At 66.1% G+C, this 18,000-nt stretch carries 20 protein-coding genes and 3 tRNA genes; 14 read left to right on the top strand and 9 right to left on the bottom strand.

Annotation, left to right across the window (positions count from 1 at the left end):
* The first annotated feature begins 164 nt into the window (after nucleotides 1–164).
* From ACFQEY_RS09265 to ACFQEY_RS09230, 8 genes are all read left to right on the top strand, one after another.
* Complete coding sequence (locus tag ACFQEY_RS09265) at nucleotides 165–2,219, top strand: DEAD/DEAH box helicase (RefSeq protein ID WP_379767609.1); 2,055 nt, start codon at nucleotides 165–167, stop codon at nucleotides 2,217–2,219.
* Nucleotides 2,220–2,290: 71 nt separating this feature from the next.
* Nucleotides 2,291–2,361, top strand: a tRNA-Pro gene (locus ACFQEY_RS09260).
* 237 nt (nucleotides 2,362–2,598) lie between these two features.
* A tRNA-Phe gene (locus tag ACFQEY_RS09255) sits at nucleotides 2,599–2,672 on the top strand.
* A 638-nt stretch (nucleotides 2,673–3,310) separates the two neighbouring features.
* Entirely contained in the window at nucleotides 3,311–3,505 is a 195-nt protein-coding gene (locus tag ACFQEY_RS09250; protein WP_004048101.1) for a cold-shock protein, read from the top strand.
* A gap of 492 nt (nucleotides 3,506–3,997) precedes the next feature.
* Nucleotides 3,998–5,260, top strand: coding sequence for a DUF7093 family protein (locus ACFQEY_RS09245; protein ID WP_379767605.1), 1,263 nt, complete (start codon nucleotides 3,998–4,000; stop codon nucleotides 5,258–5,260).
* Between the two features lie 82 nt (nucleotides 5,261–5,342).
* A complete protein-coding gene (locus ACFQEY_RS09240; protein ID WP_379767964.1) occupies nucleotides 5,343–5,726 on the top strand; it encodes a DUF5611 family protein in 384 nt (127 codons plus the stop codon).
* A 210-nt stretch (nucleotides 5,727–5,936) separates the two neighbouring features.
* Entirely contained in the window at nucleotides 5,937–6,395 is a 459-nt protein-coding gene (locus ACFQEY_RS09235; protein WP_379767602.1) for a universal stress protein, read from the top strand.
* Nucleotides 6,396–6,485: 90 nt separating this feature from the next.
* On the top strand, nucleotides 6,486–7,466 hold the full coding sequence (locus ACFQEY_RS09230) for an ROK family protein (protein ID WP_379767599.1): 981 nt from the start codon (nucleotides 6,486–6,488) through the stop codon (nucleotides 7,464–7,466).
* Between the two features lie 79 nt (nucleotides 7,467–7,545).
* Here the strand turns inward: ACFQEY_RS09230 and ACFQEY_RS09225 are convergent, their stop codons facing one another.
* Entirely contained in the window at nucleotides 7,546–8,556 is a 1,011-nt protein-coding gene (locus tag ACFQEY_RS09225; protein ID WP_379767596.1) for a PrsW family intramembrane metalloprotease, read from the bottom strand.
* A 112-nt stretch (nucleotides 8,557–8,668) separates the two neighbouring features.
* Between ACFQEY_RS09225 and ACFQEY_RS09220 the strand changes: the two genes are divergently transcribed.
* Together ACFQEY_RS09220 and ACFQEY_RS09215 are read left to right on the top strand one after the other, a co-directional pair.
* Nucleotides 8,669–9,058, top strand: coding sequence for a DUF7532 family protein (locus ACFQEY_RS09220; RefSeq protein WP_379767593.1), 390 nt, complete (start codon nucleotides 8,669–8,671; stop codon nucleotides 9,056–9,058).
* Between the two features lie 2 nt (nucleotides 9,059–9,060).
* Nucleotides 9,061–10,530 carry a ribonuclease FAU-1 family protein gene (locus tag ACFQEY_RS09215; RefSeq protein ID WP_379767590.1) on the top strand — a complete coding sequence of 490 codons (1,470 nt, stop codon included), beginning with the start codon at nucleotides 9,061–9,063 and terminating at the stop codon, nucleotides 10,528–10,530.
* A gap of 1 nt (nucleotide 10,531) precedes the next feature.
* Here the strand turns inward: ACFQEY_RS09215 and ACFQEY_RS09210 are convergent, their stop codons facing one another.
* The 3 genes from ACFQEY_RS09210 to ACFQEY_RS09200 form a co-directional block, all read right to left on the bottom strand.
* Nucleotides 10,532–10,858 carry a NifU family protein gene (locus ACFQEY_RS09210; RefSeq protein WP_379767587.1) on the bottom strand — a complete coding sequence of 109 codons (327 nt, stop codon included), beginning with the start codon at nucleotides 10,856–10,858 and terminating at the stop codon, nucleotides 10,532–10,534.
* Between the two features lie 130 nt (nucleotides 10,859–10,988).
* Nucleotides 10,989–11,306, bottom strand: coding sequence for a hypothetical protein (locus tag ACFQEY_RS09205; RefSeq protein WP_379767584.1), 318 nt, complete (start codon nucleotides 11,304–11,306; stop codon nucleotides 10,989–10,991).
* Between the two features lie 127 nt (nucleotides 11,307–11,433).
* Complete coding sequence (locus ACFQEY_RS09200) at nucleotides 11,434–12,039, bottom strand: 2Fe-2S iron-sulfur cluster-binding protein (protein ID WP_379767581.1); 606 nt, start codon at nucleotides 12,037–12,039, stop codon at nucleotides 11,434–11,436.
* A 149-nt stretch (nucleotides 12,040–12,188) separates the two neighbouring features.
* On the opposite strand from ACFQEY_RS09200, the gene ACFQEY_RS09195 reads away from it, so the two are divergent.
* Nucleotides 12,189–12,671 (top strand): RNA-binding protein, encoded by a 483-nt coding sequence (locus ACFQEY_RS09195; RefSeq protein ID WP_379767578.1) that lies wholly within the window; start codon nucleotides 12,189–12,191, stop codon nucleotides 12,669–12,671.
* 70 nt (nucleotides 12,672–12,741) lie between these two features.
* Complete coding sequence (locus ACFQEY_RS09190) at nucleotides 12,742–13,644, top strand: endonuclease/exonuclease/phosphatase family protein (protein WP_379767575.1); 903 nt, start codon at nucleotides 12,742–12,744, stop codon at nucleotides 13,642–13,644.
* Between the two features lie 32 nt (nucleotides 13,645–13,676).
* On the opposite strand, the gene ACFQEY_RS09185 is transcribed toward ACFQEY_RS09190, so the two are convergent.
* Together ACFQEY_RS09185 and ACFQEY_RS09180 are read right to left on the bottom strand one after the other, a co-directional pair.
* Nucleotides 13,677–14,375 (bottom strand): DUF1028 domain-containing protein, encoded by a 699-nt coding sequence (locus ACFQEY_RS09185; protein ID WP_379767572.1) that lies wholly within the window; start codon nucleotides 14,373–14,375, stop codon nucleotides 13,677–13,679.
* Between the two features lie 79 nt (nucleotides 14,376–14,454).
* The gene (locus tag ACFQEY_RS09180) at nucleotides 14,455–15,069 is read right to left on the bottom strand and encodes a VOC family protein (protein ID WP_379767569.1); all 615 of its coding nucleotides are present in this window, start codon (nucleotides 15,067–15,069) and stop codon (nucleotides 14,455–14,457) included.
* Nucleotides 15,070–15,228: 159 nt separating this feature from the next.
* On the opposite strand from ACFQEY_RS09180, the gene ACFQEY_RS09175 reads away from it, so the two are divergent.
* The gene (locus ACFQEY_RS09175; protein WP_379767567.1) at nucleotides 15,229–15,375 is read left to right on the top strand and encodes a hypothetical protein; all 147 of its coding nucleotides are present in this window, start codon (nucleotides 15,229–15,231) and stop codon (nucleotides 15,373–15,375) included.
* Between the two features lie 42 nt (nucleotides 15,376–15,417).
* Here ACFQEY_RS09175 and ACFQEY_RS09170 read toward each other — a convergent pair whose 3' ends face one another.
* Nucleotides 15,418–15,627, bottom strand: coding sequence for a hypothetical protein (locus ACFQEY_RS09170; RefSeq protein WP_379767564.1), 210 nt, complete (start codon nucleotides 15,625–15,627; stop codon nucleotides 15,418–15,420).
* A gap of 134 nt (nucleotides 15,628–15,761) precedes the next feature.
* Nucleotides 15,762–16,568: a hypothetical protein gene (locus ACFQEY_RS09165; protein ID WP_379767962.1), complete on the bottom strand. Its 807-nt coding sequence runs from the start codon at nucleotides 16,566–16,568 to the stop codon at nucleotides 15,762–15,764.
* Between the two features lie 309 nt (nucleotides 16,569–16,877).
* On the opposite strand from ACFQEY_RS09165, the gene ACFQEY_RS09160 reads away from it, so the two are divergent.
* The gene (locus tag ACFQEY_RS09160) at nucleotides 16,878–17,681 is read left to right on the top strand and encodes a DUF7839 domain-containing protein (RefSeq protein ID WP_379767561.1); all 804 of its coding nucleotides are present in this window, start codon (nucleotides 16,878–16,880) and stop codon (nucleotides 17,679–17,681) included.
* A 101-nt stretch (nucleotides 17,682–17,782) separates the two neighbouring features.
* On the opposite strand, the gene ACFQEY_RS09155 is transcribed toward ACFQEY_RS09160, so the two are convergent.
* Nucleotides 17,783–17,858 (bottom strand) — tRNA-Cys (locus ACFQEY_RS09155).
* Nucleotides 17,859–18,000 lie beyond the last annotated feature (142 nt).

The following is an 18,000-nucleotide window of genomic DNA, read 5'->3' as shown; positions in this document are numbered from 1 at the left end:
CAGCCACGGGATCGTCGATCGCACTACCGGCCACGAGCAACCCTATCGGCCACGAACCGCGATACCATTGCTCGAACGGCGGTACAGTTCGGATCGTCGCGCCGGGGGCGCTGGGACACACCGAGCCGAACGCCTGAAATACCTCGCTCGCGTACCGACGGGCAGTGTCACAGCAGTTGGCCGAGGTCGGGACGCTGTTTCTCCACGAGGCGCGGAGCGACTACACGGTCGTCGCGAACCGGGACGGCAACCGGGTGCTCCGCGGGCGGCTCGAACTCAAGGAGACGTCCGCCGGCCCACGCCCGGGGAAATTCCGCGTCATCCGAGACGGCGAGGACCATCCCCGGCAGCCCGACGAGTTCGTCGAACTCGCCCGGGCGGCCGACCGCATCCGCATCTCCGAGCAGACTTCCCCGGAGAATCGAACGCGATTGGAGACGATGCTGGACGGCTACCAACTGGAGTCGCTGACCGTCAGGACCTGCCGGCGCTGCGCGAACGACGGGCGATACGGGCCGATCACGGCCGATACCGCCATCGAGCACAATGACGAGCTGATCTGTCGGGACTGCGCCCGCCGGGAGCTGGAGCGCGAACTGTCGTACAAAGGCGAGTTCACGGGGGCCGCCGAGGAGCGGTTGGAGGAGCTTCTCTACGAGTCCGGCGACTTGGACCGGATCGTCAACCTCCTGCAGGGTGGACTCGATCCCGACCTCACGAAGTACGACGAAGTCTCCGCGAACGTCGACGACATCTCCCCGGTTCGGACCGAAGACCTCGATCTGCACCCGGACCTCTCATCGCACCTCCAGGGACGCTTCGAGGAGTTGCTCCCGGTCCAGAGCCTCTCGGTGCGAAACGGGCTCCTGGACGGCGACGACCAGCTCGTCGTGAGCGCGACAGCGACGGGCAAGACCCTGGTCGGCGAACTGGCGGGGATCGACCGGGCGCTGAAGGGCGACGGGAAGCTGCTCTTTCTCGTCCCGCTCGTCGCGCTCGCCAACCAGAAACACGAGGACTTCGAGGATCGCTACGGTGACCTGCTCGACGTCTCGATCCGGGTCGGTTCCTCGCGGGTGAACGACGACGGTAACCGATTCGATCCGCGGGCGGACGTGATCGTCGGGACCTACGAGGGGATCGACCACGCGCTCCGGACCGGGAAGGATCTGGGCGACGTGGGGACGGTCGTCATCGACGAGGTCCACACCCTGAAGGAGGGCGAGCGCGGCCACCGACTCGACGGGCTCATCTCGCGGTTGAAGTACTACAGCGAGCAACGTCAGGAGACGCATACAGGGTACGACGGCACGCAGTTCGTCTACCTCTCGGCGACGGTCGGGAACCCCGAGTGGCTCGCCGAGAAGCTGCGGGCGACGCTCATCGAGTACGAGGAGCGACCCGTCCCCATCGAGCGCCACGTCACCTTCGCGGACGGCCGCGAGAAGGCGGATATCGCCGACAAGCTCGTGAAACGCGAGTTCGACACGAAGTCGTCGAAGGGATACCGCGGACAGACGATCATCTTCACGAACTCGCGGCGGCGCTGTCACGAGATCAGCCGGAAGCTCCGGTACGACTCCGCGCCGTATCACGCCGGGCTCGACTACGGTCGGCGCAAGACGGTGGAGCGGCAGTTCGGGAACCAGGACCTCTCTGCGGTCGTCACGACCGCGGCGTTGGCGGCCGGCGTCGACTTTCCCGCCTCGCAGGTGATATTCGACTCGCTGGCGATGGGGATCGAGTGGCTCTCCGTCCAGGAATTCTCGCAGATGCTCGGGCGTGCCGGACGGCCAGACTACCACGATCGCGGGCGCGTCTACCTCCTCGTCGAGCCCGACGGCGTCTACCACAACTCGATGGACCGCACGGAGGACGAGGTCGCGTTCACCCTGCTTAAAGGCGAGATGGAGGACGTCGCGACCCACTACGACGAGACGGCCGCCGTCGAGGAGACGCTGGCGAACGTCGTCGTCGCGGGCAAGAAGGCAAAGCGACTCAACGATCGGATGATCGGTGAGGTGCCGACGAAACACGCGATCGGCAAGCTGCTGGAGTGGGAGTTCATCGACGGCTTCTCGCCGACGCCACTCGGTCGCGGTATCACGCGGCACTTCCTCGCACCGGACGAGGCGTTTTTTATCCTCGACGCGATCCGGACGGGGACCGATCCCTACGACATCGTCGCCGACCTCGAACTGCGCGACGACGAGGAGTGAGTCGGTTCGAGCGAAAGCCTCCGTCCGCGCAACGAAACGCTTTAGCGGACGATGTGGGTATGTATTGGTACGGGACCGTGGGTTAGTGGTATACTCCGGGCCTTGGGTGCCCGTGACCCCGGTTCGAATCCGGGCGGTCCCATTCTGCTGCTGCGAGCAACCCTGCGAGCAGCAGCTGATGAAGCGGATTCGAACTAGGAAGTGAAGCGAGCGACGCGAGCGGAACGAGTGAAGTTCGAATCCGGGCGGCCCCATTCTGCTGCTGCGAGCAGTCTGTGAGCACTGCCGCGAGCATCGCAGCAGCGTTGGTCATCGCGGGCGATCCGCCCGCCGCCTTTCGAAATCCTTTTGTCTCGAATCGGCGTTGTTCCGAGTGCGAGCCGCCTTAGCTCAGACTGGGAGAGCACTCGACTGAAGATCGAGCTGTCCCCCGTTCAAATCGGGGAGGCGGCATGGCTTTTCAGCGCGATCCGCATTCGTTAGTCTCGACTGAAGATCGAGCTGTCCCCCGTCCCCGCGAGCGCAGCGAGCGGGGAACAGTGAGACGACCGGAGGGAGTCTCACGCGTTTCAAATCGGGGAGGCGGCATTTTCCCGCGAACTCGTGAGGGATCGGAGCGATCGAACCGTGAGCAGAGAAAATGCTCCCGAACCGATTTGAGCACGGAAGTTGCAGCGCGCGAACGAAATGAGCGCGACCGTCTTCCGGAGTTCAAATCGGGGAGGCGGCAATCCGATTCTATTCGAATATACTTCGAAGCACACCACGTACCGCGGCGCATCATTCGGGATCTCGGCCACGAACCCGATCGCATCGAGACCGATCGCACGGGCGTCGGCGAGGGGTTCGGCACGGAGCAGACCGCGACCGGCGGCGGTCCTCGGCGTCGAAGATACAGAGACGGCCGGATCGCGACTTCGACGCGTTTTCGGTGAGGAACCGACGATCCGTTCGCACTCACCCGCCGAGTCCGCGTGTACGGTCACCGATCACCGAGATACACAACGATTCCAAAACGAATGTCCGCCGACCGTCGTGGTAACTGTACACTCGCAATCCTTATCCCCGAAGGGGGCCTATATTGATACGCAATGGCGACCGGAAAGGTTGATTTCTTCAACGACACTGGCGGCTACGGATTTATTGAGACTGACGACGCTGACGACGACGTGTTCTTCCACATGGAAGACGTCGAAGGGCCGGACCTCGAAGAGGGCCAGGAGCTCGAGTTCGACATCGAGTCCTCGCCCAAGGGCCCGCGCGCGTCCAACGTCGTTCGGCAGTAAGCCGATCCGATAGGTGGGTCGGTCCGGCTGACGCCGAACACGGCTCTGACACGCGACAACGAGACTTTTGCCCGCCGCGGATTCACGTCCGCCCGGGTTTTTATTACACCGACGAGCGTCGGTGCCGCCGATCCGGGAGGTTCTCGACGACGAGCTTCGGCTGTTTCCGACGACCGACCGAGCCCACAGATTGTTGTCTCCAGACTCCGCGGCCGGTCAGTTGTACACCGAGAAGCTCGCCTCCGCGAGCACGTCGCGGAGAATCGTCCCCGCCTCGCACTCAATCTCCTCGCCTCGGTCGGATGCGGTCGGCAAGGACGGACGAGAGACGTGTGAGCTGTTCCCATAGGGGTCGTCAAGGACGACAGCGATGAACGAATCGATCGATCCCGGGGATTGCGACCGGTTTGCCTCGGATCGAGGCGGCCCGTCTGCCGGGCGTCGGACACCGGACGGGGCGTTTTTTACCCTCGGAACCGCAGAGAAGGCATAATGGGACTCAGGTGTCTGCTCGGGCACGACTTCGGCGAGCCCGAACTACAGCGCGAGCGCGAGGAGGACGGGAACGAGGTCGTCACGACCGTCACCGAGGTGAAGACCTGCGCTCGCTGCGGCGAGACGCAGATCGTCAGCGAGAACACCGAGGTCACGACGATGGAACAGTTGACCGACGAAGTCGCCGCCGCGAGCGCCGACGCGGCAAGCACCAAGTCGCCGAGCGGCGGTTCGAGCCCTCCCGGATCTGCGGCGGAGCCCGAGCGCACAGGCGGGGCGGCAGACGAACGCGCCGCGGACATCGCCGTTGATTTCGACGAGACGGAGGCGACGGACGACGACGCCGTGATCCTCGACGATGGCCCCTCGCAGGCGGGAGAAGGAAAACCGACGGCCGGGGACGATTCAGCGGCGGCCGACGCCCCGATGTCGGACGATTCGACGGCGACGGTCGCCGAATCCGAGCCGGACACGAAGTCGTCCGCCGAGGACGACGGCGCGGAGTTGCTCGACGACGGGCCGTCGGCGGGCGACGCCGAGAAAGACGACGGCGAGGAAGCCGACGCTCTCGAAGGCGGCGACGGGGTGAGCGAGTACGTGGAGTATCCCGACGGCGAGCCCACCGGGACATCGACGAACGACGAGGAAGACGCCGAGACCGACGACGGCGTGATCCTCGACGAGGACGGGGATTCGAGCGGCGACCGAGAGCGAGGTGCTTGGCCCGCGGTCGACGAGGACGAGACCGCGGGCGCGGAACCGACGCCGTGGCCCGAGCAGCGCGGCGATGACGAGGGGTTCAGCGCCGAGATCGACGACGGCGAGGCGGAGGGGGCAGTCGAGTTCGGCGGCGGGCTCACCCCCGAGGTCGCCGACGGTTCGATCGACGACGCGGACGCCGAGTACGTCGAAGCGCCGGAGCGTAACTCGAACGACTATGCGGGCGACCCCGGGCGGGGCGATACCGGGTCGGGTGACCCCGGGCCGAGCAGTGCCGGGTCGAGTGACCCCGGGCCGGGCAGTGCCGGGTCGAGAGGTACCGGTTCGAGGGGTGCAGCGGTCGGGGATCGGACCGTCGACGAAGGCGCGGAGATCACTCGCGGTGAGAGCCCCGATATCGAGGTTTCGACCGCGGACGTGACGACGGAGTACTACTGCCCCGAGTGCGAGATGACCCGGGACGCCGACGGGAATTCCATGCGTGCGGGAGACATCTGTCCCGAGTGCAAGCGCGGCTACGTCGACGAGCGCCCGATCTGAGCCGCCACCGGTGAAAAACGCTCAGCGCCGGCGAAACCCCGTGACGAAACTGGTTTACGCTACCCTGTCGAACGGTGGCGACATGAAGGAGTACAAGATGCGACGCGGCGAGCATCTGGACGACCGCATGCCCGACCTGAAAGCTTCCGTCGAAGAGTACTTCGGCGAGGTCTCCGGCACCGAAGAGTGGAACGGCCACGAGCTGTACGTCGTCGGAGACCCCGACAATCCGGTGTTCGATCGGATCGTCGTCGGTGCGACCGAGTACAGCGGGAAGAAGGACAAGCTCGCGGTCCACTTCGAGGAGCGTCCCGCCGAAGACGTCATCGCCGAGGGGAACGCCGACGCCGCCGCCGACGCGGTCGACGCCAAAAACGAATTCCTGTTGGAGGCCACCGGTCGCGACGCGAAGTCCCGGCGCGACTCGCTGAAGCGCGAGGTCGAGGACGACGCCCCCGACTACTGAACAGAATTCTCTGTTCAGGCGGCGACGGCCGTGCGAGCGACTGCATCGGCGAGCGTCGATAGCGGAAACGACGCCCAACGCCGAGCGTGATAGCGGAAACGACGCCCAACGCCGAACCGCGGAGAACCATCAGGATCGATCGGATGAAAATTTATTCGGAGTCGAGTTAAAACATGATGACTTTAATATCCGCGGTGTCAAAGGGGAAGTATGAGCATCGAGACAGTACTGCTTGCGGTCGGGACTGAGGACGAGGAACGAACCGAACAGCTCGCGAGAGAGGCGATCGCCGTGGCCGAACCGACGGGCGCGGAGGTCGTGTTGACCCACGTGTTCACGAGCGAGGACTTCGCCGGGATCAGAGATCGGCTTGGCGTCGACGAGGGGAGCGAGCAATCGGCCCCTGACGCCGTCGCCCATCGACACACGACGACGCGGGAGCTCTCACGGGCGCTGTCCGACGCCGGCGTCGACCACTCGGTCCGGGGCGCGGTCGGCGACCTCGCCGACGAGGTCGTCGAGGCCGCGTCGAACGTCGACGCCGACCGGGTCGTCGTGGGCGGCCGACGCCGGTCGCCGACGGGAAAAGCCGTCTTCGGGAGCGTCGCACAGGAAGTCATGCTCTCGGCACCGTGTCCGGTGACCTTCGTCCGGGAGACCGCGTCGTAACGCGTGACGAGGCGATGCGACGATGCGAGGGACGTCGACGAGTCCCCGGAAGCGTCCCGCTTAAGTGACACCGGTTCGCCCGTTTATCCGATGTACTACGTGGGCGTCGACCTCGGGGCGACGAACGTCCGAGCGGTCGTCGGCGACGGATCGGCGACCGTTCTCGGAACGGACTCGCGGAGGACGCCCCGCAGACCGAACGGGATCGCCGTGACCGAGGCGGTGTTGGGCGTCGTACGCGGCGCGTGCGCCGACGCGGGGGTCGATCCGTCGACGGTCGTCGCGGCCGGGATCGGCTCTATCGGCCCGCTGGACCTCGCGGCGGGGGTCGTACAGGGCCCCGCGAACCTCCCGGACACCGTCGAGCGGATACCGCTCGTCGGCCCGGTATCTCAACTGCTCGACACCGACGAGGTTCACCTCCACAACGACACCGTCGCCGGCGTCATCGGCGAGCGGTTCCACGCCGATCGAAACCCCGACGACATGGTCTACCTCACGATTTCGACGGGGATCGGCGCGGGGGTCGCCGTCGACGGAAACGTGCTCTCCGGATGGGACGGAAACGCCGGCGAGGTCGGTCACATGACCGTCGATCCCCAGGGGTTCATGACCTGCGGGTGCGGTCTCGACGGCCACTGGGAGGGGTACTGCGCCGGCAGCAACATTCCCGACTACGCCCGCGAACTCCACGAGGAGGACCCGGTCGAGACAGCCCTCCCGATCGATGATCCGGACTTCTCCGCGGTCGACGTGTTCGAGGCCGCGGACGAGGACACGTTCGCCGATCACGTGATCGACCAGGTCGCCCACTGGAACGCGATGGGCGTCGCCAACGTCATTCACGCGTACGCCCCGCTCGTCGTGAGCGTTGGCGGTGCGGTCGCGCTCAACAACCCCGATCGGGTCCTCGACCCGGTCCGCGAGAAGCTCGCCGACATGGTGTTCATCAACGTCCCCGAGATCAGGGTGACGAACCTCGGCGACGAGGTTGTCGTCAAGGGTGCGCTCGCGAGCGCGCTCACGGGCGGAACCGGCGACCGCTCGCGGCTGGACCGATCGACGCCGTGACGCGCCCGCCGAGAGCGACGGCGGCCACCCACGCCGACCGCGCAGCAGGTGTCGGCGACGATCCTCACCGGTCGCCGGGTCAGTCCTCGAACTCCGTGAGCTCCGGCTCGATCGTCGGATCGACCGCGTCCCGCGTGTCGAGGTACGCGTCGCGGTAGCGTCGGATCTTTCGCACCAAGACGTACGCGAACGCTCCCTGGAACGCGATGACGAAGAGGAACAGGGCGGGGACTCGGTGGAGGCCAGTCGCCGCGGAGACGACGGTCGTGACCGGTCCGACGAGTGTGTTGTACAGCGCGTGGATCGCGGCGGCGATGATCAGCCCCTTCACGACGATCGGGCCGCGGTTCTCGGGGTTGAACTTCGCGAGTCCGAGGTAGTAGCCGGCGAAGGCAGAGTAGATGACGTGTCCCGGACCGGCCAGCGCGCGCAACGCGGCGATACCGTCGCCCGCGCCGAGCGCCGCGATCCCGATCGTCAACTCGCCCAAGTCGACGGTCTGCGCGATGTACACGAGGTTCTCGATGACGACGAACCCGAGTCCGGCGATCGCCCCGTACACCGCCCCGTCGATGACCGCGTCGAAGCGGTCGTCCGTGTACGCGTACAGCCGAACCGCGAGCAGCTTCACCGTCTCCTCGATCGGACCGACGATAACGAAGAAGAAGACGACCGTGCCGAGGAAGCCGAACGGACGAAAGTACGGCTGCGCAACGCTGTTGAGGATCGCCGCGAACGTGGCGGTCAGGATCGACAGCAGGAACGTCGCCACGAGCAGCGAGAGCGGCTCTCCCGTCGTGACGTCCGAGACGTACACGTACGCCGCCAACCCCAGCGCCGGGAACGCGGACAGCCCAACGAGCACCGCCACCGCGGGGTCGAACACGAGTCCGAGTCCGAAGGAGCCGAGGATCGCGAGGAGACCGACGAGGGCGATGAACACGACGAGTCCCTTCGCCGATCGAGTGATGAGCCAGTACAGCGCGACGGAGAGTCCGTCGAGGGAGGTCCGTTCCTCCCACGTGGCGACGTCGTAGAGGTCTCGGTCGTCGTCTGCGCGCGACTCTATCGGGTCCGACCGGGATGGCATGTAACCGGATTCGGCCCCCGGCAACTTAAGCCGTGGCGAGGAGCGAGCTCCGGGGGCGGCACGGCCACCTCCGAGCCGACAGAATTGAAACCGCTCCGCCCGAAGAGCGGGCATGCACTTCGACGGACGGACGCAGCAGGCCCTTCGCGAGGCGGGGCTCGATGCCGAGGCGATCGTCGCGGCTTCCGAGCGAATCGCCGACCTGACGGCCAAGGACGCCGACCGGCTCGGCGATTTCTTCGATCGCGACGGACCGTACTACTCGGACATGGAACTGGCCCACAGCACCGCGGAGACGCAGGAGCACCCGACCGCGGACGTCGACCTGTTCACGCACGGGGACGACCTCCGCGGCTACCTCTCGCTCGACGGGTGGGGCATCCCAGTCGAGGGGGGACGGGTGCTGCGAGAGGGGGACGGCTCTCCCGCCCTCATCGAACTCTCGCTCGGCGCGACGATACACGGTCGCGTTCGCTTCTCGCGCGACCGCGGGGAGTTGTGACCGTGAACGCGCGCGTTCGCGGTATTTACGCCACGGCGATCACACGGCTCCTGTTGGAGGCGGATCACGGAGTCGTCGACGCGTCCGCGCCGATCCGTCGGCGGTTCGACGCCGAATTTCCGAACGCGCCGCCCGACGTCCGAGTGTCGACCTCGGCGGATCGGCAGGGCGTCGGCGCTCACGGGGATCCGGACGCGGTGGAAACGCTCCGCGACCGGCTGACCGGCGTCGGGCTCGACGCGCTCGCGTGGACGGACCCGACGCCGCCAGGGGCGGTGCTCGACGGCGAAGTGACCGAGACGCTCGGCGGGGGAGCCGTGGTGCGGCTTCGCGTGGGGAGCGACAGAGGGGACGGCGAACACAAGAGTGGCCCGACCGCTGAGGGATACCTCCCGTACGGGCGCGTCGACGACCGCGTCGAGGCCGGGGATCCGGTCCGCGTCCAAGTCCGCGAGTCCGCGCCGCCGTGGGGTGATCGTCGTCCCGAACTCGACGGCTCGCTCCGTGTCGGAGGCGATCTCGTCGCGCTCGAACCGGGGTCGGGGACGCGCGTCGACGTCCGGAACGACGAGGCCGCGCGGGAGCTCGCGGGGATGCTCGACCTGCTCGGGTTGAAGCCCCCGGACGGCTGGCGGGCGGTCTGGAAGCGCCCCGCGGTCGACGCGGGCACCGAGGAGCTGAAAGCGAGCCTGCGCCGGGCGGTGGACGCCGCAGAGAACCTCGACGCGGCCGTCGACGCGGCCGGCGGCGCGGGCGTCCTCGACGGTTCGGACCGCCTTGGAGACGGTCCGATCGCGACGCCGAACGACGGATTCTGGGCCTGGTTCGGTCGCGAGAGCCGGTTCGCGCTCGACGACGCGCGACGGGAGGCGACCGCGACGATGCCGGGCCATCACCGAGTGAAGGCAGGGTCTGCCGACGCGTCCACGGGCGTCGACCTCGCGGAGGCGCTTTGCGCTCCCGATCCGGACAGTGCGTTCCCGTTCGGAGTCGTGACGGACGCGTTCGGACCGGCGACGGGCGACGCGCTCCGGATCGAACACGGCAAGCCCGACGGGCGGCTCATCACGCTCGGCGAGGGGACCGTAACCACGGTCGGAGCAGACGGTTCGGTTTCGGTCGAGCGCGAAATGACCGGCGGCGGCACCTACGACGGACTGGACGTCCCCCGAGAAGCCGGCGACGTCGCGGAGACGAGCCTGAAGGAGGGACGGTGGTGGTACCCGACGACGTACCGGGGACGAGACGGGACGGTCCGCGGGACCTACGTCAACGTCTGCACGCCCGTCGAGGTGTTCCCCGACGCCGCCCGGTACGTGGATCTCCACGTCGACGTTGTGAAACTGCCGGACGGCACGGTCGAGCGCGTCGACGACGACGTGCTCCGAGAGTCCGTCGCCGCCGGCGACACGCCGGAGCCGCTGGCGGAGAAGGCGAGGAGCGTCGCGTCGGCGTTGGAGAGCGCGCTATGAATTAAAAGTGGTTCGCGGGCTCGGTCTCGTGTTGGAGATCGCCGCCGCGTCCCCCTTCGACCGTGGACGCGCCCTGATCGCCGGAAGAGGCGGTCCGGACGGTGACGTCGGTGACCTCGTCGAAATCCATGATTAGATCGCGGCGGATGTTGTCCGCGGTGACGTTCGAGATGCCACAGCCGGAGCAGGTGCCGCCGAGTTCGACGACGACCTCGCCGGTCTCCGCGTCCGCCTCGCGCACGACGCTCGTGCCGCCATGCATCTGGATGATCGGCATCTGTCCGACCATCCACCGCTCGACTCGCTCCGCGAGGCTCTCGTCGCTCATTGTGGAACCTTGACGCCCGAACCTATGGAAGCTTGCGGTTTGCGAGCACGCCGAGTGGACGAAACGAACTGTGTCATCGTCGATGCGGCGGGAATTCGGCGGCGACGCCGCGGGCGGACGTCGTGGGCGGTCACTCGTCGGAATCGTTTCCGGATTCCGACTCGCTCGGGAGCAGCGTGGGATCGGCCGGATCGTCGCCGTGCATCGAGTCGTCGCGTTCGAGGACGTACAAAAGCGGACCGAGGGCCGTCAATACGAGGATTCCCGGAAGGGGAGCGTCGGGGACCAACAGCGCGGTAGTCAGGCTCGCGCCGGCGGTGAGAACGACGAGGGAGGCCCACAGGACCGGAGATCCGAGGTCGACGCCGACCCGCACGGCGTCGCGATAGACGAGCGCCGCCGCGACGACGGTAGCGACTCCGCCGACTGCGGTCGTGAGCGGTGACATAGCCGTGTTTCGGTCGAGACGCGAAAAAGGGTGTCGCGAGCGGATGACGGGGAACGGGGAGAGGGAAGCGGACGAAGTGAGAAGTAAGGGGGAGAGGGAAGCGAGGAACCGATCGGCGACGCCCGAGTTAGGGTGCCTCGCCGGTTTCGATGCTGAAGGCGTCGCGGGGGTAGGCGACGCAGGTCAGCGTGTACCCGTCGTCAATCTCCGCGTCTTCGAGCATCTGCTGATTGTCGTGCTCGACGTAGTCCTCGGAGGGGCCGTCGGTGATGTGGCCGGCACAGGAGACGCACTGACCCTGTCTACATGCGTACGGCAGGTCCCAGCCCTGGTCTTCGCCCTGTTCGAGGATCGGTTGGTCGTTGGAGAGTTCGACCGTCTCGCCCTGCTTAACGAACTCGACCTCGAAGTACTCGACCTCGTCTTCGGGGATGTCTCCGGGACCGGCGCTCGCTGCGCTCCCGTCTTCCAGTTCGCCCTCTTCGCCGTCGCCGCCTGCGGGGATCGCACCGCCGCCGCCACCGCCGCCGATCGCGCGGCTGCCGGGTTCGGGGAAGTCGGTCTCGGGAACCGCTGACGCGCGCCGTTCGAGCACCCGGTCCGAGATGTCGGTGGTCGGTTCCCACCCCGTCCCGTTCAGCGAGCTGACGAGGACGATCGTCAACGTCGCGATCCCCGCGATAACGATCGCGAGCGGGTTCGCGAGCGAGGTGATCGCCAGTGGGTTGAGCATACGAACGGATATGAAGAGGTGGTTTAAGGCCGTTTTGATCGGTCCAACCGTGTGAGATCGCACCCGAGCGACGAGGCGACCGCTCGTTCCGGGATCGGCCGACGCAACGGAGCGGTCCATTTATCGGCCGAGCGGCCGACTGGACGCCCATGCAAGTGAAATCTCGGCATCACCTCCGAAGCGACGATATCGGCTCGATCCGCGAAGCGGTCGCGGATCACCTCGGGGTCGACATCGACGGCGATACCTTCGAATTGGTCGAGTTCGTCGACGCGGACTACGAACTCGTCCTGGTCGACGGCGAGCCGGCCGTCTTCTACGTCGACGACGACGAGCCGTTCCTGACCGTTCGCGGCGCGAACGACTACGAGCCGCAAACGGGGATCGTCACGGTCGACGCCGGCGCGATCTCGTTCGTCTCCGACGGCGCTGACGTGATGCGGCCCGGGATCGTCGACGCCGACGACGCGATTCGCAACGGCGACCTCGTCGTGATCGCCGAGGAGACGCACGGGAAGGTGCTCGCGGTGGGCCGCGCCCTCGCCGACGGCGACGCGATGGTCGGAGACAGCGGGAAGGTCGTGGAATCGATCCACCACGTCGGCGACGAGCTGTACGAGTTCTCCGCTTGAGTGGACGCAACCGGGGGCGACGAGTGAGCCTCCGCGACTTTTAATCGCCTCGCCCGCGACTGCCTCGGTAATGACCCGGATCCGGGTGCTGAGCTACAACGTCCGCTACGCCAACCGCGGTGACCACCACGACGCGTGGCACGACCGCCGCGACGCCGTCGGTCGGCTCGTCCGCTTTCACCGCCCGGACGTCGTCGCCTTTCAGGAGCCGCTCCCGGAGCAGCGACGGGACCTGCGCGACCGACTCCCGGCGTACGAGTTCGTCGGCCGCGGCCGCGCCGCCGACGGCGACGGGGAGGGGTGTCCGATCGGTGCGCGAACCGATCGCTGGCAAATCGTCGACGACGGCACGTTCTGGCTCTCGGAGACGCCCGCGGAACCTTCGATCGGTTGGGACGCCGCCCATCCCCGGATCGCCACGTGGGCGCGGGTGCGAGCCGCGTCCGACGCCGAGGGAGGATCGGAGCTGCTCGTGGTCAACGCCCACTTCGATCACGTAAGCGCTCGCGCGCGACGGGCATCCGCCCGCCTGATCCGCGACCGCCTCCCTGCGCTCGCGGCGTCTCGGCCGGATCCCGAACGCTCGGGGACCGACGCGACTACCGACGACGGGGACGCAAGACGCCCCGTCGCGTTCGTCGGCGATCTCAACTGTACGCCGGGATCCGATCCCCACCGAATACTCCTCGGGGACGACCCGGCTGGGGAAGGGAACGGAGCGGGCCTGACGGACGATACGGATGGCCGGGACGACGCGCTCCACCTCCGAGACGCCGCGGCGGTGGCCGACCTCTGCCACGGTCCCGAGACCAGCCTCACCGACTTCGCGCGACTGATCGACGGCCGCCGGATCGATCACGCGTTCGTCTCGACTGACGTCGACGTCGAGGCGTTCGCGACCCTCGCCGACCGAGACGAGAGGGGGCGGTACCCCTCGGATCACCTGCCGATCATCTCACAGCTGGCGCTGTAGCCGGGTCACGGCATTCGTGAGCGCTCGGATAGTCACTCCGCACCGCCGTTCGACTCCGCCGCGTATTTTTCGAGGACCGCCCCGTAGCCGCGCGTCGCCGCCTCGTACGTCTCTCGAAGGTCCGCGACGGGCGTCTCAGAGGCATCAACTCGGAGATCGTTGTAGTACGGATCGTCCTCGCCCGTCTCGGTGTTCGTCACGATCAGCGCCGCAGACTGGACCTCGAGGTCCTCGCGTTTGTCGCCGCCCGCGGCGTGACCGGCCGCGAGGGCGTCGATCAATCGCTCTGCGAGCGGGGCGTCGCCGTGAGCGCTCGACTCGTAGGCGGCGGCCGCGTCATCGATCACGTCCTCGCCGGCCAGGAGGTTACCGGCGACGGTGTAGTTCTCGCCGACCGCGTGGCCGTACCAGTCGTTGCACTCGTCGCCGGAGAACGCGAACGTCCCGTCGATGTCGACGCCGTGAAGCTGTCGCTGGTCGCGGCCCTCGTCGGCGTTCAACAGGGATTCCAGCGCGTCGTCGATCGATAGTCCGTCGCCGAGGTACTCGATCCCCTTCCGGCCGAGTTCGACGTTGACGAGCGACTGAGTCGCGACGGCACCGTCCGAAGAGGCGAACGGGCACAGCGTGCCGACGCCCGGAAGCCGCGTCGTCACCGCCACCCCGTAGCGGGCCTGATCGTCACCGTCGTCATCAGTGTACCGCTCGCGAACGCAGATACTGAACGTCACACCCGCCCTGCGTCGCCGATCGACAAAAGGCTGCGGCCCGGCAGCGTGCGGATCCGTCGACCGCGTGCGAATCGGGGGTTCAGACGCCGACGCCCGCGTCCGCGTCGGGCAGGTCGTACTTGTTGATCGGGAGTCCGAGATCCTCCAACGCCGCCTCCATGTGACGGTCCTGTGCGAAGTCAGCGCCGTCCTCCTCGCGGAAACGCTGAGCGGTCGCGAGCACCTCACCCTTTCGGTCATCGGGTATCTCGTACTTGTCAGAGGACAGCTCGATGACCAGACCGTTGTTGTCCTGGGTGTAGATCGAGTGGAATATCCCTCGATCGAACACGTTGTACCCCTTACCGGCGTCTTCGAGCGCCGCCATGATATCCTCGTACTCGTCGGGATCGACGCTGAAACAGAGGTGATGGACCGCACCGGTTCCCGCTCGCTGGCCGCGTGCGGACGGTCGGTCGTCGCTCACGAAGAACGTCAGAATGCGACCGTCACCGGTGTCGAAAAAGAGGTGGGTCTGCGAAGGATCGTCAAGATTCGGCTGCCGCAGGACGAGCGGCATTCCGAGGAGGTCTCGGTAGAACGCGATCGTGTCCGCCTCGTTGCTCCCCCAAACGGTGATGTGGTCGGTGCCGGCGGTGTGAAACGGTGCGTCCGGAAGCTCCGACGTAACCGGAGCCGGTGATTCGTCGTTCATGCACTCCGTACGAGACGAGGACGTAAAAAAGCGGACGGGACCGTCGGGTGACCGGCTGACATCGGTGTTATCGCGAACGACGAGCGACGGCCGGACGCCGGCGATATCAAACACTGCCGAAACCGATCCGCTTAATCGGGACAAGCAGAAGTGACCAGCATGGAGATATTACTTCACTCCGGGCTCGAACATCCGAACACCCTCTGGATCGCGGTCAGCGCGATCGTTGCCTTCGTCTTCGGCGTCGTCGCCGGGGCGTACGGGCGGAACGTAACGAATCCGTTCCGCGATCGCGCGGAGGAGTGATTTCCGTCGGGGAGCGACGGTTGGTGAGCACCGGAGCTGCCGTCACGGACGCTGCCAGACGGGGGGTGCGACGCCGAGCGCCCTGACGACGAACGGGTACCCAAACGCGATTGCGACGACGAGAATCATCGACTGGAGAAATCCGAGATCGCCGATGGCGCGCTCAACGAGCGCCAACGCGACGAACATCGCGAGGAACATTACGCCCCAGTGGGGCGCGAGCTGTCGAATCTTCTCCGCAGTTGAAGTCATACCGTCCGAAACGGGGGCGGGAGGTATAGGTTGTCGGTCGGCGATCCGGATTGCCGCCTGAACGGAACGATAGAACAGTTGGGATCGGGCGGCCGAACCCCAAACCGCTCCGGATCGGCAGAGAGCGAAACGTCTCAGTACCGCGACGGTACGAACGCCGCCGCGGCGAGCAGCACCGTCGAGAGGAAGGCGAGAACGATCACACGCGTCAATCCGCTGTTGTACTGATCGAACCGATCGATCTCCGCGACCTGCGCTTCATATCCGGCGACATCCGTCGATAGCGTCATCGTCGACGCATCGGGGAAGTGAGCGATGAACTCCGTCTGGCCGATCGTGACGGTCGTCTCCTGTGCGACCTCGATCGTCGTCGTCTGTGTCCCCTGCCAAACGATCACGGCCTGGTCCGTGGTAACCTCGTCGACCGTTACCGTCTGTCCGTCGTATTCGATCGAATCACCGGTCGCGTACGTCTGCTCTTCTGGAGTGGGGAAGTACTCGTCGACCGGGACGAGCGTCGTTTCGCCGTCCTCCGTGACAGCGACGTACTCGCCGTCGTCACGCTCGACCGTTTCGTTGTCCGCCGAGTCGTCGTTCTCGAGGATCGCCTGTCGATCGAGCACCTCTACGAGCGTGAATTCGGTGGGCTCCTCGCCCGTGATCTCCACCCGCCACTCGCCGTCTTCGAACTCAACCGTCGATTCGTTCGCCCACGTTTCGGAGAGTTCGGTTTCCTCCTCCTGCTCGAGAGTACCGGTGACCCCGTCGTCACCTTCCGAGATCCCAGCAACCGTATACGTCTCACCGTCTACGTCGAGCTGGTCTCCTTCCGAAACCTCAAAATCGGGGTTTTCGAGCGCTATTTCCGGACTCTCAGCCGTCGCAGTGAGGACACCGGCCGCGCCCGCGATGAGAATGAAGAGCGCGGCGTACACGGCCACAGCGCGTCGTTGCATAGTTCCAGCATGGGTCACCCGGTGTATAACGGTTACTAAGCCGACCTCGTATTTCGGATGAGCGGGCCCCTTTCAGCGCCGGTCGACGACTGTCGAGAGGCTCCGAAACTGCCCACCGACACGTCAGGAGACGCGCAGTAGTTACCTCGATCTGAACAAGCCTACTCGCCTCCGAAACGCGCTTGCGTCGAGCAGAGAAACGAGGAATCAGCGTCGAGACCGGTGACGCACGAGGGCTGTGCTGTGAGAGAGCACTACAACAGTACTTTAATTATGGAACGCCGAACGCGAACGATGGCAGATCCCGACCGGGACGGCCCACCGGAAGTCCTCGACAGTAAACGTGACGCGACGCGGTATCAGGTACTGGTGGAAATCGCCGCGCGTCAACCCGCCGTGAGTCAACACGAGATTGCCGAGGCGATCGGCGTGACGTCGCAGGCCGTCAGCGATTACGTCAGGGATCTCATGGAGCACAAGTACGTCAAGAAAGGCGGCCGGGGACGATACGAGGTGACGAAGGAAGGCGTCGATTGGCTCATCTCCCGGACCGACAATCTGGAAGCGTACCTCGATCGCGTCAACTCGGACGTTCTCGGGAGCGTCGAAGTCGACGCCGCGATCGCGATCGACGATATCGACGAGGGGAGCGAGGTTGGACTCGTCATGCGCAACGGTGTCCTCCACGCGGACCCCGCGGGCGGAGCCGCGACGGCCGTCACCGTCACCGGTGCGAAGGGCGGAGAAGCCGTCGGGGTCGCCGATTTCGAGGGCGTGCTCGACTACGAAACCGGATACGTCACGGTTGTTCCCGTGCCGGCGGTCACCGACAGGGAAACGCTGGATCCGAGAGTCATCGACGATCACCTCCCCGCGACGGGGTTGCTCGCAGTTGCGGGAACGGAATCGTACGCGCTGGCCGCTCGCGCCGCCGTCACTCCCGACATCCGCTTCGGAACGGTCGACGGTGTCACCGAGGCTGCAGTCCGCGGATTGGACGTTCTACTCGTCGTCGGAGCAGATCAGTTACCGCAGCACACGGCCAAGCTCCGAGACGAAAACATCCCACACGAGGTACTCGACGCGATCGATCTGTAACCGAGCGAGATTGGCCCCCAATCAGCAATCGCCTCCTCCGAGACACGACACCGCCTCCCACAGGTGAGTGTGCAAATACACGTATTGGATGACAGAAAGTAAGCCAAGGGCCGGATTTGAACCGGCGTTGGGCGGCTCTGCAGGCCGCTGCGTCTGACCAGACTCTGCCACCTTGGCGCTATCGAAGGTACCGTAGTCGTGCGTTTAAGCCTAGCGGTCGGCGAATGAGCCGCTGGCGTCGCGGAATTCGCGTCTTCAAGACATGAAAAAAGCCCACGGACACACTATCCGTGAGCTTCCTGGAGAGCAATATTCTCTC

The sequence above is a fragment of the Halorubrum trueperi genome (assembly GCF_042662525.1).
In the GTDB taxonomy this organism is placed as follows: Archaea; Halobacteriota; Halobacteria; order Halobacteriales; family Haloferacaceae; genus Halorubrum; species Halorubrum trueperi.
Note: the sequence above shows the minus strand (reverse complement) of the source record. Positions and strands in the feature narration are given on the sequence as shown.